Genomic DNA, 12,663 nt, shown 5'->3' with positions numbered 1-12,663 from the left:
GCCGTTGCGCCTTGTTATGCCGCCTTGCGGCCGCGCGCGGCAAGCCACGCTTCGGTCAACTGTTCGAAGCGCGACGCCATGTCGGCGACAGCCTCGTCGTCGGACATCCTGCCGGCCAGCCATTGTTCGGCTGCGTGGACGAAGATGGTGCGCCCGACGGCAAAGCCCTTGACGATGGGCGCGTTGGCCGTGGCGGCAAAAGCGGCCTCCAACTCGTCCTGCGGCGCCTCCAGGCCAAGCAGCACGATGCCCCGGCACCAGGGATCATGCTTCAGGATCACCGCCTCGATCTTGGCCCACGCGCCGCTCGACGCCTGCGGTTCGAGCTTCCACCAGTCCGGCTTGATGCCGAGTGCATAGAGTTCCTCCAGCGCGCGCGGGATCGTCGTGTCGTCGAGCTTGCCGTGCTTGCCGGCGATGATCTCGATGAGAAGTTCGCGTCCAACTTTGCGCGCGGCCTCGAACAGCGCGCGCAGCTTCTGCTGCTGTTCTTCCTTCAGTTCCGCCGGATCGTCGGGATGATAGAAGCACAGGCACTTGATGCAGTGGTCGACGGGCCATTCGGTAAGCTGCGAGCCGATGTCCTGCGAGAATTCGAAGCGCAACGGCCGCGAGCCCGGCAGTTCCACCGGGCGTCCGAGCCAGGCGAAGGGGTGGCGAGCGAATTCGAACATCGCCTCGCGGCCATGTTTCTCGTCTATCAGCATGCCATAGCCGTCGCGGCCGGCCGCGACCTTGGCCGCTGCCTTGACCGCCAGCACCTTGAAATTACGGATGCGTGCCGGATCGGCGCCGGTCTTGGTCGCCACATCCTCGAGCTGCACACGGTGATCGCAGGCGAGCGCCATCAGCGAGGGGATGTCGCGCCGGCGTGTCGTCGCCCAATGGATGTGATTGATCGCCTCGTCCTTGCGCAGCGCGCGATGCTTGCTGCCGTTCTCGAGAAAGAACCGCAGCTCCTCGAAGGTCGGATATTCCGGCGCGCAGAGCAGCCGCGACACGGCGAAGGCGCCGCAGGCATTGGCCCAGGTCGCCGCCGTGGCAAGGCTTTCACCGCCGAGCCAGCCGCGCAGCAGACCGGACATGAAGGCGTCACCGGCGCCCAGCACATTGTAGATCTCGATCGGGAAACCCTTGCCGACGACGCCGTCCTCGAGATCGTCGCTGATCGGTCCGTCATAGACGATGCAGCCCATGGCGCCGCGCTTCAGGACGATGGTGGCCGAGGACAGGGAGCGGATCGTCTTCAGCGCGCTCAGGCAGTCGTCGGCGCCGGACGCGATCATGATCTCTTCCTCGGTGCCGACGATGAGGTCGCAATCGGGCAGCACCGTCTTCAACTGGGCCGAGACGCGGTCGGATTTGACATAGCGCTCAAAGCCTTCGGCGTGGCCGGCAAGGCCCCACAAATTCGGGCGATAGTCGATATCGAACACGACCTTGCCACCCCTGGCCTTCATGATGCGGATCGCCTTGCGCTGGGCGGCATCGCTGTTGGGGCGGGAAAAATGCGTGCCGGTGACGACGATCGAACGGGCCGAGGCAATAAACGCCTCATCGATATCCTCCTCGGCCAGCGCCATGTCGGCACAGTCGGATCGGTAGAAAATCATCGGCGAAACGCCTTCGCTCTCGACCGAAAGCAGAACCAGAGCGGTCAACCGCTCCTTGTCGGTCTTCAGACCGTCGGTGTTGACGCCTTCGCGTTTCAGCTGCTCGCGGATGAAGCGGCCCATCTGCTCGTCGCCGACGCGCGTCAGCAGAGCCGAGCGCAGCCCGAGCCTTGCCGTACCGACCGAAATATTGGCCGGGCAGCCGCCGACCGACTTGGCGAAGGAGGTGATGTCCTCCAGCCGCGAGCCGATCTGCTGGCCATAGAGGTCGACGGACGCGCGGCCGATGGTGATGACATCGAGCGGCGCCTGTCTTGCGTCCACGGCTTCGCTCATTGGAACCTCCCGTCGGTCTTGTCGTCATGGACAACATTGTTTTGGGTAACACGCGCGAGCGGCTGCGTGGCGCCGGCAATATGAAATAATAATTCCAATCCATAGTCAATATGGAATGAGCATTCCCTAGGCTAAAATTGCCTTGATGGGACGCCTGATCAAGCCTTGCGCTTACGGCTCGCGTCGCGCCGCTTCTCGCCGACGCCGACGGTCAGCGCCATGGCCAGCGCCATTGTCGCCGACAGCGAACGGAAGCCGGCGAAATCCGCCTCGGCAACCTCGAACCAGACCCTGGCGAACTGGGCGAGCGGCGAGAACGAGCTGTCGGTGATGGCGACGATCGGCACGCCCTGCTCGGAAATGGCGCGCGCCTCCTCGATCGTGGCCGGCGCGTAGGGCGAGAAGCTGATGGCGATGACGGCGTCCGCCGGTGTGGCGAAGCCGACCATCTCGGCATTCAGGCCGGCGGCCGATTCGATCAGTTGGTTGCGGATCTTCAGCTTGCCGAGCGCATAGGCGATGTAGGAAGCCACTGGATAGGAGCGTCGCTTGGCCAAGACATAGATGGTCTGCGCCTTCGCCAGCAGCGAAATCGCGTCTTCCAGATGCGCATCGTCCAGCGTGCGGGAAATGTCGTTGAGGGAGGTGCTGGCGGCGGCGATGAAGCCATCGAAGATCGCCCGGTGGCCGGCACCGCCCTCGGCCTTGGCGCGCAGCGCCTGCAGCCGCTCGTCATAGGAAGAGTTGCGCTCGCGCAGCCGCTCGCGGAACACCTGCTGCAGGCTGGTAAAACCGTCGAAGCCGAGTTGCTGGGCAAAACGGATCAGGGTCGAGGGCTGCACGCCGGCCGAAGCGGCGATGCTGGCGGCGGTACCAAAGGCGATGTCGTCGGGATTGTCGAGCGCGTAGGCGGCGATCTGGGCGATGCGCTTGGGCAGGCTCTCGCGCCGGTCCAGAATCGTGGCACGCAGCGTCTCGAAGTCGCGAGGTACCTGTTCGTCCATCGTCCCTCTGCCCAAGCCTGTCTGGACACCCTCTCTGCCCCATCATAGCGAGCCTGCGCAAGAACGCCATAAAAAATGAGGCAGACATTCCATTCCTGGAAAAAATGGACTAATTCATCCACTCAGCTTATGGCAGCGGAGGAACGAAAAATGGTTGGCGTCGGTCTTATCGGCACGGGTTTCATGGGCAAATGCCATGCCATCGCGTGGAGCGCCGTTGGGGCCGTCTTCCCCGATGCGGCCAAACCACGGCTCGTCCATCTGGGCGAGGTCAATGAGGAGCTCGCCAGGCGCAAGGCAGGCGAGTTCGGCTTCGCCAAAGCCACCAGTGACTGGCGCGCCGTCGTCAACGACCCGGAGGTGGATATCGTCTCGCTGACAACGCCGAACCAGTTCCACCCGGAAATGGCCATCGCTGTCCTCGAAGCCGGCAAGCATCTGTGGTGCGAAAAACCGATGGCGCCGAGCTTTGCCGAAGCCGAGGCGATGGCGGCCGCGGCGAAGAAATCAGGCAGGGTCGCCGCGCTTGGCTACAACTACATCCAGAGCCCGGCCATCCGCCACATCGGCGCGCTGCTCGACGAGAAGATCATCGGCGAGGTCAACCATCTGCGCATCGAGATGGACGAGGATTTCATGGCTGATCCCGAGGCGCTGTTCTTCTGGAAGCACGAGGCGACTTCCGGCTATGGCGCGCTCGACGATTTCGCCGTGCATCCGCTGTCGCTGGTCTCGGCGCTGTTCGGCCGCGTCGGCAGCGTCATCTGCGACATGGCCAAACCCTATGCCGACCGCAAGCTGGCTTCAGGCGGCCGGCGCGCGGTGGAGACCTACGACATCGCCAGCGTGCTGATGCATCTGGACAACGGCATTGCCGGCACGCTGCAGGTCAACCGCTCGGCCTGGGGCCGCAAGGGCCGCATCGCCATCCAGATCTTCGGGTCCAAGGGATCGATCCTGTTCGACCAGGAGCGGATGAACGAATTCCAGCTCTACCTGACGTCCGACCGACCCACCGAACAGGGCTACCGCACCATTCTGGTGGCGCCGCAGCACAGGCCCTATGACCTCTTCGTGCCGGCGCCCGGCCACAGCCTCGGCTTCAACGACCTCAAGATCATCGAATGCCATGAATTGCTGACACGGCTTGCCGGCAAGCCGGCCCGGCTCATCGAGTTCGCCGAAGGACTGGAGATCGAGCGCACCGTGCACGCCATGGCGCGCTCCTTCGAGGAGAAGCGCTGGGTGGACGTAAGGTAGGGTTCGCTATGCTGGTCGCTTTAGCCGGCGGCCGCTGCATTGACTTCCCATCCGTCGACCCAGACCTGCCGCAAACGATCGCCTTCGCCCTTGAAACGTAGCCCGGTCGGCCGGCAATCCTCGATGCGGTCGCTGCGGAAGTTGCGGATCGCCTGGCGCAACTCGCACCAGGCGACGATGTTGGCGGTTTCGGCGTAATAGATCAGAGCGATCGGGCGGATGAGGCGCTCGGAAGCGCGGCCAAGCTCGTCGCGATAGGAGAGCTCGAGCTTCTCCTCGTCGCGTATGGCGCGGCGCACCAGCGCCAGATCGATCGCGCCTGCGGAGGGCGCGGCGAAGCCCCAGGCGTGCAACGCATTGGCGTCGAGCGTCTGGCGCAAGGGCGACGGCACCGCGCCGGCGATCTTGGCGCCGACGCGCTTGGCCGCCTGCTTGAGCTCGTCGTCGCCCGTGCGCTCGAGCAGCGCCAGCGACAGGACGATCGCCTCCATTTCCTCGATCGAAAACATCAGTGGCGGCAAGTCGAAGCCGGGGCGCAGGATGTAGCCGATGCCACGGCCACCCTCGATCGGCACGCGCATCGCCTGCAGCGCCGCGATGTCGCGATAGATCGAGCGGATCGTCACTTCCAGTTGCCCGGCGATCATTGCCGCCGTCACCGGCTGCCGCGCCAGCCGCAGGATCTGGATGATCTCGAACAGGCGTGACGCCTTGCGCATTTTTCTAACCCGGTACCGATCACAACTGACACACCATCGTCAGTTGGGCCTGCCTATAGGACTGCCTATCGATTTGAAAATCAACAGGTTCCGCCGAGGCTGGGCCGAGCGGAACAAAAGGCAACTGACATGGGCTATGCTGAAAATCTCTGGCTGTTCTTTATCCTCCTGTTCGGCATCATCGCCGTTCCAGGCATGGACATGCTGTTCGTGCTTGCCAATGCGTTGACCGGCGGCCGCGACAGGGGTCTTGCCGCGACCGGCGGCATCATGGTCGGCGGCATGGTGCACACGCTGAACGGCGCTATCGGCGTCGGCCTGCTGGTGCATTTCTTGCCGATCCTGTTCAAGCCGCTGCTGCTTGCGGGCGCCGCCTATATGGCCTTCATCGGCATCACGCTGATGCGCAGCTCCATCACCGTCGGCAACGAGGGCCCCGCCGGCAGCCGCTCGGCATGGAAGGCGTTTCGCCAGGGCTTGGTGACGTGCCTGATCAACCCGAAGGCCTACCTCTTCGTGCTCGCCGTCTATCCGCAGTTCCTGAAACCGGACTACGGCCCGATCTGGATGCAGGCGACGATCATGGGCCTGCTGACCGTGCTGACGCAGGCCGCGGTCTATGGCGGGCTCGCAATATCGGCCGGCCGCAGCCGCAAGCTTCTGATCGCCAATCCACGGGTGACCATCCTTGCCGGCCGGGCGGCCGGGCTGCTGCTCTTCGCGGTCTCCGTGTTCACCGCATGGGAAGGGCTGAGGGCGGCGTAGTCTCGGGCTGAACCGAACCGCCGCCTTCTGGCGCCTGCCGGATCAGGCGGCGCCGTGCCGAAGCGTGGCGAGAAGCTCGTCCAACTGCCCGAACGTCTCGGCCATCGCATCCGCCGCCCCGGTGCCGGCGGCGTCGAGGGCCTCCTTCGAGGGATAGACCTCGTGCATGACCAGCAGCGTCTTGCCGCCTTTTTCCTCGAAGGTCACTGTGGTCACGGGTCCACCGTCACCACCTTCGTCATTGGTCCAGACGAGACGCGTGGGCGGTGTCACTTCGAGATACCTGCCGAAGAACTCGGCAGGGTGCGAGTCATCATGCCCGAACACCAAACGGTACCCGCCTCCGACACGAACATCCATCTCACAGGAACGCAGGAACATGCCCATCGATTTCGGCGTCCACCACTGCTTGAACAGCTCGGGCTTTGTCCAGGCCTCGAACACGATGCGGGCCGGCGCGTCGAAGCTTCGCGTGACGACCAGCTCGCGGTCGGACTTCCGTTCCACCGTCGTGCGGTTCTGCATGGGGGTGGGCTCATTCGCTCTTGTTTCGTCCATCGGCTTCCTCCTTCCGTTTCATTTCCTCGACAACCTTGTCCAGCTCGTCGAAGCGTGCGGCCCAGAGCTGGCGGTATCTCTCGATCCATCCCGTCTCCTCCTCCAGGCGGCGCAGGCCGAGCTTGCAGGTCCGCACGCGCCCGACCTTCCGCGTCGTGACGAGGCCTGCCTGCTCCAGAACGCCGACATGCTTCTTCATGCCCGTGAGGGTCATATGGAATTTCTGGGCCAAGTCCGTGATCGAGGCATCCGCACGGCCGAGCTGCTCCAGAACGCCGCGTCGGGTGGCGTCCGAAAGCGCGGCGAACGAGGCATCCAGGCGGGCAGGAGAATACTGAACCATTTGGTTCAGTATGTAACACGCGGATCGGTGACATGCAAGGAGGTGAGCGCTGCGGGGCCTAGGAGCGGCGTGGTCCTGGACTGAAACTGGAAGCGCCGCCCTTATGCTCCCCCAGATCAGGCGGCGCCTTGCCGGCTGTCCAGCAAGTTGCGGCGCGCCGACCGGCGCCATTCGACAGCGCCCGCGAGACCGTGCAGCACCGTCTCCGTGGTCGCCCAGTCGATGCAGCCATCGGTGATGCTCTGGCCGTAGACCAGTGGCTTGCCGGGCACGACATCCTGCCGGCCGGCGACGAGATTGCTCTCGATCATGACGCCGATGATGTGCTCGTCGCCAGCCGCCACTTGGCCCGCGACATCGGCCGCGACCTTGGGCTGGTTCTCCGGCTTCTTGGCTGAGTTGGCATGGCTGACGTCGATCATCAGACGGGGGGCGATACCGATGCGGACGAGTTCGACCGATGCGGCTTCGACGCTTGCCGCATCGTAGTTGGGCTGAACGCCACCGCGCAGGATGACATGGCAATCCTCATTGCCGGTGGTCGCCGCGATGGCGCTGCGTCCGCCTTTGGTCACCGCCATGAAATGATGCGGCTGGGCGGCCGACTTCACCGCCTCGCCGGCGATCCTGAGATTGCCGTCGGTGCCGTTCTTGAAGCCGACCGGGCAGGAGAGACCCGAGGCCAGCTCGCGATGGATCTGGCTCTCGGTCGTGCGCGCGCCAATGGCGCCCCAGGCGACGAGGTCGGCAATGTATTGCGGCGTCGTCATATCGAGGAATTCGGTCGCCGCCGGCAGGCCGAGATTGTTGACGGCGGAAAGCACGTTGCGTGCCATCCGCAACCCCTTGTCGATGTTGAAGCTGCCATCCAGGTCGGGATCGTTGATGAGGCCTTTCCAGCCGACCGTGGTGCGCGGCTTCTCGAAATAGACGCGCATGACGATCTCGAGCCGGTCGGACAGAGCCTCGCGCAGCGCCGCCAGACGGCTGGCATAATCAACGGCCGCGACCGGATCGTGGATGGAACAAGGGCCCACGATGACGACAAGCCGATCGTCGGCCCCGGTGAGGATGGAGTGAATGGCGTTGCGCGAGGCGGCAACGGTGCGTGTCGCCGTGAGTGAGCGCGGTATCTCGCGCATCACCTCGTCCGGCGTGCTCAGCAGTCTCAGTTCCTTGACCCGGAGGTCGTCTGTGGTGGTCAACACGGCTTTCTGCTCCTGTTTGGGAACCTGCCGGCTGAAACAAAAAAGCCGCCAGGTCTGGCGGCTGTTCGGATCTTGTTGCTGCAATCTTCAGATCGAGCGCAATCCTCCCGCCGCCAGCGAGCTCCTAAAGTACCAATACGTGGCGGTCAGGTTGATCATGCGTGGGCTATAGCTGAACTCGCGTTGAATGTCACGCACCTGATTGGCGTCTTGTTTGAATATGTAAGAAGGTATATGTTGGATATTCCAAAGAGGATATGCTCCAATGCCGCTTTATGTGAAGGACCGGGAAGTCGACCGGCTGGTACTTGAGGTGCAGCGCCTCACGAAGGCGCCGAGCAAAGCCGAGGCGGTTCGCCGGGCCCTGACGCATGAAATTGAGCGCGCCCGCAGTGCCCAAACTGTGTCGGAACGCTTGGCGGAGGCAGTCAGAATGGCTGGCGAAATCGGAGCGGATAATCCTGACTTCGACATGAGAGCCTATTCGGACGAGCTTTCAGGGGGGCTATGAGCTTATTCATTGACGCTTCGGCGGTCGTCGCTCTGTTGCGTCCGGAGTCCACGGCAGGAGAACTCGCCGCCCGGATGGATGCCCATGGCGGGCCTTTCTTCATTTCGGCGATCGTTCGTTTCGAGACCGCAATGGCCTTGGCGCGTTCAAAGACCCCCCTGCCTTCACCCATCCAACCGGCGGCAGTCGCAAAGGCGAATGCGGCCGTGGACCGTTTCGTGCAGGATTTGGGGATCGGCGAGGTCCTCATTTCGGCCGAAGTCGGGCGGCTCGCCATCGAAGCCGCACGCAGTTACGGCAAGGGTGTCGATTCGCCGGCGCAGCTCAACATGGGCGATTGCTTTTCCTACGCCTGTTGCAAGGCATATCATTTGGCTTTGCTCTACACCGGCCAGGATTTCACAAAGACAGACATAGGATAGATTCAAGGTGCGCCACGCAGATCGCTCGCATGAACCTACTCCGGCGCCGACCCCGCGATGCTCTGGTCGTAGTCGACCAGCGATCCGGTCATGACGCCCGATTGCGGGCTGACCATATAGCTGATCAGCCGCGCGAGCTGGTCCGGCTTGACCAATTGGCCCATCGGCTGCGCGGCTTCGGCCTTCGCCAGCCAGTCGTCGGGCGCATCGTGCCATTTCTTCTGCACGATGTCTTCGCCCTCGGTGTCCATCCAGCCGGGCAGCACGGCGTTGCAGCGGATGCGGTTGAAGCGATAGGCGTTGGCGACGTTCTTGGTCAGCGTCATCAGCGCGCCCTTGCTGGTCGAATAGGGCGTCAGGAAGGACTGCCCGGTATGCGCCGACATCGACAGCACGTTGACGATCGATCCGGGCGCCTTCTTCTCCAAGAGATGCGCCACCACGCCCTGCATCAGGAAAAACGGGCCGCGCACATTGGTGTCGAATATCTGGTCGAACAGCTCTTCTGAGGTCTCGACCAGCGAGCCGCGCGCCGAGGTGGCGGCGGCGTTGACCAGCGCGTTGATCGTACCGAAATGCGAGAGCGCGGTGGCGACCGCGCGCTTGCAGTCGGCCACCTTCGAGACGTCGGCGCTGATGAAGATCGCGTCGACGCCTGATTTCCTGAAATGAGCGACTGCCTTGTCGCCCTTCTCCTGCGAGCGGCCGATGAGCGCCAGCGCCCGGCAGCCTTCGTTGGCCAGCGCTTCGGCGACCGCGAATCCTATGCCTTGCGCACCGCCGGTGACGATGGCGCGTGTGTTCGAATTGCGATCGGCGGATGCGCTCATCGCTCTGCTCCTGTGCGTTGGGTCCGGTTCTTACTTGTCGAGACGAATGGTCTTGCCCGTGGTCGCCGACTTCAGAGCGGCATCTGCCAGCTTCAGCGCCACGAGGCCATCAGCGCCGCTCGGCGCCGCCTTCTTGCCTGATGTCGCCGCCGCGATGAAGGCGGCGATCTCGAGGGCATAGGCGTCGAGGTAGCGGGTCATGAAGAAGTCGTGCAGCGGCGGGCGCGTGTAGCCCTTCTCGTTGGCGAGCTCGATCGACACCGGCCGCTGGTTCTCGGCCGCCACCATGCCCTTCGAGCCGTGCACCTCTATGCGCTGGTCGTAGCCATAGGTGGCGCGGCGCGAATTGGAGATGACTGCCTGCTTGCCCGAAGCCGTTTCGAGGATGACGCTGACCGAGTCGAAATCGCCGGCTTCGCCGATTTTCTTGTCGACCAGCACCGAGGCGTGCGCGCTGACCGCGACAGGCTCCTCGCCGAGCAGGAAGCGCGCCATGTCGAAATCATGGATGGTCATGTCGCGGAAAATGCCGCCCGAGCGCTTGATGTAGTCGATGGGTGGCGCGCCGGGATCGCGCGAGGTGATGGTGACCATCTCGACGGTGCCGATGGCTCCGTCGTCGATCGCCTTGCGCACGGCGGCGAAATGCGGGTCGAAACGCCTATTGAAGCCGACCATCAGCGTCGCCTTGACCTTGTCGACAACGGCCAGGCACTGCTCGACCCGCTTGACGTCGAGGTCGATCGGCTTCTCGCAGAAGATCGCCTTGCCGGCTTTGGCGAAGCGCTCGATCAAATCGGCATGGGTGTCGGTCGGCGTGCAGATGACGACCGCGTCGATGTCCTTGGACTTCTCGATTTCGTCGATGCTGCGCACCTCGGCGCCATAGGCAACAGCCAATTCGCTCGCCGCCTTCTCGAAGGCATCGGCCACGGCGACCAGTTTTGCCTGGGGGTTGGAACCCACGGCGCGGGCGTGGACCTTGCCGATGCGGCCGGCACCAAGGAGGGCGAAGCGAACAGTCATGGATATTTTCCTCTGGGGATGGTTCGAAGCGGGGCGCCGGTCATGGGCGCTGAATGATTTTCCGGTCAAGACAAATCGACGGGAAGGCGATGACCATCGCCTCCGAGCCCGGCCCTTAGGCCGCGAGTTCCGCCTCGCCGGTCTTGGCGCCGGTGATATAGGATACGATGTCCTGGCCGTCGGTATTTTCCTTGCGCAGATTGGCGACGATGCGGCCGCGCCGGAACACCACGATGCGGTCGCAAAGGTCGAACACCTGGCGCATGTTGTGGCTGATCAGGATCAGCGGCTCGCCATTGTCCTTCAGCGTGCGGATGATGTTTTCGACCTGCGCCGTCTCCTGCACGCCGAGAGCCGCCGTCGGCTCGTCCATGATGATCAGCTTGGAGGCAAAGGTCGCCGTCCTGGCGATCGCCACGCACTGCCGCTGGCCGCCCGACATATGGCGGATGGTGTTGGAGAGGTTGGGGATCTTGACCGCGGTGCGGACCAGCGCCGCCTCGGTTGCCTTGCGCATGTATTTGCGGTCGAGGATCGAGAACGGTCCGAGATTGAACAGCACTTTTTCGCGGCCGAGGAACAGGTTCGACGGCACGTCGAGGTCGTCGGCCAGCGCCAGGTTCTGGAACACCGTCTCGATGCCTGCCTCGCGGGCCTCGATCGGACCGGCGAAATTCACTTCCTTGCCATCGAACCAGACCTGGCCGCTGGTCCGCTGCTCGACGGCGGTGATCTGGCGCACGAAGGTCGACTTGCCGGCGCCGTTGTCACCCATGATGGCGACATGCTCGCCCTTGCGCAGCTCGAAATTGGCGCCTTCAAGCGCATGCACGCCGCCATAGCGCTTGGTCAGGTTTTCGGTCTTCAGGACGATGTCTGTCGTGGAGATATCTGGCATGGTCAAGCCCTCAATGCCCGCATGCGTTGACGCCACTGGTCGAGAACGACCGCGCCTACGATGATCACGCCCTTGACCATCTCCTGGTAGTAGGCGTCGAGGCGCAGGAAGGTGAAGCCGGAGATGATAACGCCGAAAATCAGCGCGCCGATCACCGTGCCGATGATGGAGCCGCGGCCGCCCGACAGCGAGACGCCGCCGATGACCGCCATGGCGATGGCATCGAGTTCGTACATGACGCCCATGCCGGCCTGGGCGGTGAGGTTCTTGGAGGAGAGCACGACGGCGGCGAGCGCGGCGAGAATGCCGGCGATGACATAGACGAGGATCTTGTGGTTGGCGATCTTGATGCCAGACATGCGCGCTGCGTCCTCGTTGGAGCCGATCGCGTAGCAGTGCTTGCCATATCTGGTGTAGGTCATGATCAGCTGGAACAGCACGGCCAGCGACAGGAAGATGATGACGGGCATCAGGCCCTTGCCGATGGCGGCGAAACTGTCCGTCGGGAACGAGATCGGCTGGCCCTTCGACCACCATTTGGCGATGCCCCGCGCGGTCACCATCATGCCGAGCGTGGCGATGAAGGGCGGGATGCGCGTGTAGGCGATCAGCGCGCCATTGACGAGGCCGGCGAGCAGGCCGCAGCCGATCGCCACCAGCACCGGGACGATCACGGGCAGGTCGGTCCAGCCCTGGGCCAGGAACATCGCCTTGGGGTTGGGATTGCCGTTGACGGTCGCCACCTGGGCAAAGCTCATAGCGATCATGGCCGTCGCGCCGACGATCGAGCCGGAGGACAGGTCGATGCCACCCGTAATGATCACCTGCGTGACGCCGATGGCGATGATGCCGACGATCGACACCTGCAGAATGATGATCTGCAGGCGCGCCTCGTTGAAGAGGCCGGAGACGTCACTGCGGGTGTTGAACAGGAAGCTGTCGCCGAGAAAGACCCGGCCGATCAGTTCGAAGACGACGACGAGGATGACGAGCGCCAGGAAGACGTTGAATTCGGCCGGCCATGTGCGCTTCCTGGCGTCATAGCTGACCCCGCCGACGCCGTGAGATGTCTGTGCCAATTCTTCTATCCTCCGTCAGCCGCGGTCGTTCCCCGAGCATCTTCGGGCGCCGAGGGAAGCGGAGCGGCGCTGTCGCTGCGCGAGAGCGCCG

At 63.7% G+C, this 12,663-nt stretch carries 14 protein-coding genes; 4 read left to right on the top strand and 10 right to left on the bottom strand.

Annotated elements, in window-relative coordinates; translation table 11 throughout:
- Positions 1-14: 14 nt before the first annotated feature.
- Together LB524_RS08065 and LB524_RS08060 are read right to left on the bottom strand one after the other, a co-directional pair.
- Complete coding sequence (locus tag LB524_RS08065) at positions 15-1,949, bottom strand: bifunctional 5-dehydro-2-deoxygluconokinase/5-dehydro-2-deoxyphosphogluconate aldolase (protein ID WP_140660211.1); 1,935 nt, start codon at positions 1,947-1,949, stop codon at positions 15-17.
- 158 nt (positions 1,950-2,107) lie between these two features.
- Positions 2,108-2,953, bottom strand: a complete 846-nt coding sequence (locus tag LB524_RS08060; RefSeq protein ID WP_015314557.1) for a MurR/RpiR family transcriptional regulator — start codon at positions 2,951-2,953, stop codon at positions 2,108-2,110.
- A gap of 150 nt (positions 2,954-3,103) precedes the next feature.
- Between LB524_RS08060 and LB524_RS08055 the strand changes: the two genes are divergently transcribed.
- On the top strand, positions 3,104-4,213 hold the full coding sequence (locus tag LB524_RS08055; RefSeq protein WP_224525082.1) for a Gfo/Idh/MocA family protein: 1,110 nt from the start codon (positions 3,104-3,106) through the stop codon (positions 4,211-4,213).
- A 20-nt stretch (positions 4,214-4,233) separates the two neighbouring features.
- On the opposite strand, the gene LB524_RS08050 is transcribed toward LB524_RS08055, so the two are convergent.
- On the bottom strand, positions 4,234-4,932 hold the full coding sequence (locus LB524_RS08050; protein ID WP_224525079.1) for a helix-turn-helix transcriptional regulator: 699 nt from the start codon (positions 4,930-4,932) through the stop codon (positions 4,234-4,236).
- 129 nt (positions 4,933-5,061) lie between these two features.
- Here LB524_RS08050 and LB524_RS08045 point away from each other — a divergent pair, with 129 nt between their 5' ends.
- On the top strand, positions 5,062-5,697 hold the full coding sequence (locus tag LB524_RS08045; protein ID WP_140615369.1) for a LysE family translocator: 636 nt from the start codon (positions 5,062-5,064) through the stop codon (positions 5,695-5,697).
- Positions 5,698-5,739: 42 nt separating this feature from the next.
- Here the strand turns inward: LB524_RS08045 and LB524_RS08040 are convergent, their stop codons facing one another.
- The 3 genes from LB524_RS08040 to LB524_RS08030 all read right to left on the bottom strand — a co-directional run bounded on the left by LB524_RS08040 (position 5,740) and on the right by LB524_RS08030 (position 7,806).
- Positions 5,740-6,222, bottom strand: a complete 483-nt coding sequence (locus tag LB524_RS08040) for an SRPBCC family protein (protein ID WP_224525077.1) — start codon at positions 6,220-6,222, stop codon at positions 5,740-5,742.
- 10 nt (positions 6,223-6,232) lie between these two features.
- Complete coding sequence (locus LB524_RS08035; protein WP_015314562.1) at positions 6,233-6,598, bottom strand: ArsR/SmtB family transcription factor; 366 nt, start codon at positions 6,596-6,598, stop codon at positions 6,233-6,235.
- 116 nt (positions 6,599-6,714) lie between these two features.
- The gene (locus tag LB524_RS08030) at positions 6,715-7,806 is read right to left on the bottom strand and encodes a 3-deoxy-7-phosphoheptulonate synthase (protein WP_224525075.1); all 1,092 of its coding nucleotides are present in this window, start codon (positions 7,804-7,806) and stop codon (positions 6,715-6,717) included.
- A 265-nt stretch (positions 7,807-8,071) separates the two neighbouring features.
- Here LB524_RS08030 and LB524_RS08025 point away from each other — a divergent pair, with 265 nt between their 5' ends.
- Together LB524_RS08025 and LB524_RS08020 are read left to right on the top strand one after the other, a co-directional pair.
- Entirely contained in the window at positions 8,072-8,317 is a 246-nt protein-coding gene (locus LB524_RS08025; RefSeq protein WP_015314564.1) for a type II toxin-antitoxin system VapB family antitoxin, read from the top strand.
- Complete coding sequence (locus tag LB524_RS08020) at positions 8,314-8,739, top strand: type II toxin-antitoxin system VapC family toxin (RefSeq protein WP_224525064.1); 426 nt, start codon at positions 8,314-8,316, stop codon at positions 8,737-8,739. The genes LB524_RS08025 and LB524_RS08020 overlap by 4 nt, the downstream gene beginning before the upstream one ends.
- Positions 8,740-8,774: 35 nt before the next feature.
- Here the strand turns inward: LB524_RS08020 and LB524_RS08015 are convergent, their stop codons facing one another.
- The 4 genes from LB524_RS08015 to LB524_RS08000 form a co-directional block, all read right to left on the bottom strand.
- Complete coding sequence (locus tag LB524_RS08015; protein ID WP_224525062.1) at positions 8,775-9,569, bottom strand: SDR family oxidoreductase; 795 nt, start codon at positions 9,567-9,569, stop codon at positions 8,775-8,777.
- A 30-nt stretch (positions 9,570-9,599) separates the two neighbouring features.
- Positions 9,600-10,595: an inositol 2-dehydrogenase gene (gene iolG, locus LB524_RS08010; protein ID WP_224525060.1), complete on the bottom strand. Its 996-nt coding sequence runs from the start codon at positions 10,593-10,595 to the stop codon at positions 9,600-9,602.
- 115 nt (positions 10,596-10,710) lie between these two features.
- A complete protein-coding gene (locus tag LB524_RS08005; RefSeq protein WP_015314568.1) occupies positions 10,711-11,493 on the bottom strand; it encodes an ATP-binding cassette domain-containing protein in 783 nt (260 codons plus the stop codon).
- A 2-nt stretch (positions 11,494-11,495) separates the two neighbouring features.
- Positions 11,496-12,572, bottom strand: a complete 1,077-nt coding sequence (locus LB524_RS08000) for an ABC transporter permease (protein ID WP_224525057.1) — start codon at positions 12,570-12,572, stop codon at positions 11,496-11,498.
- Between the last annotated feature and the right edge of the window lie 91 nt (positions 12,573-12,663).

The organism is Mesorhizobium sp. ESP6-5 (assembly GCF_020164695.1).
Classification (GTDB): Bacteria; Pseudomonadota; Alphaproteobacteria; order Rhizobiales; family Rhizobiaceae; genus Mesorhizobium; species Mesorhizobium australicum.
Note: the sequence above shows the minus strand (reverse complement) of the source record. Positions and strands in the feature narration are given on the sequence as shown.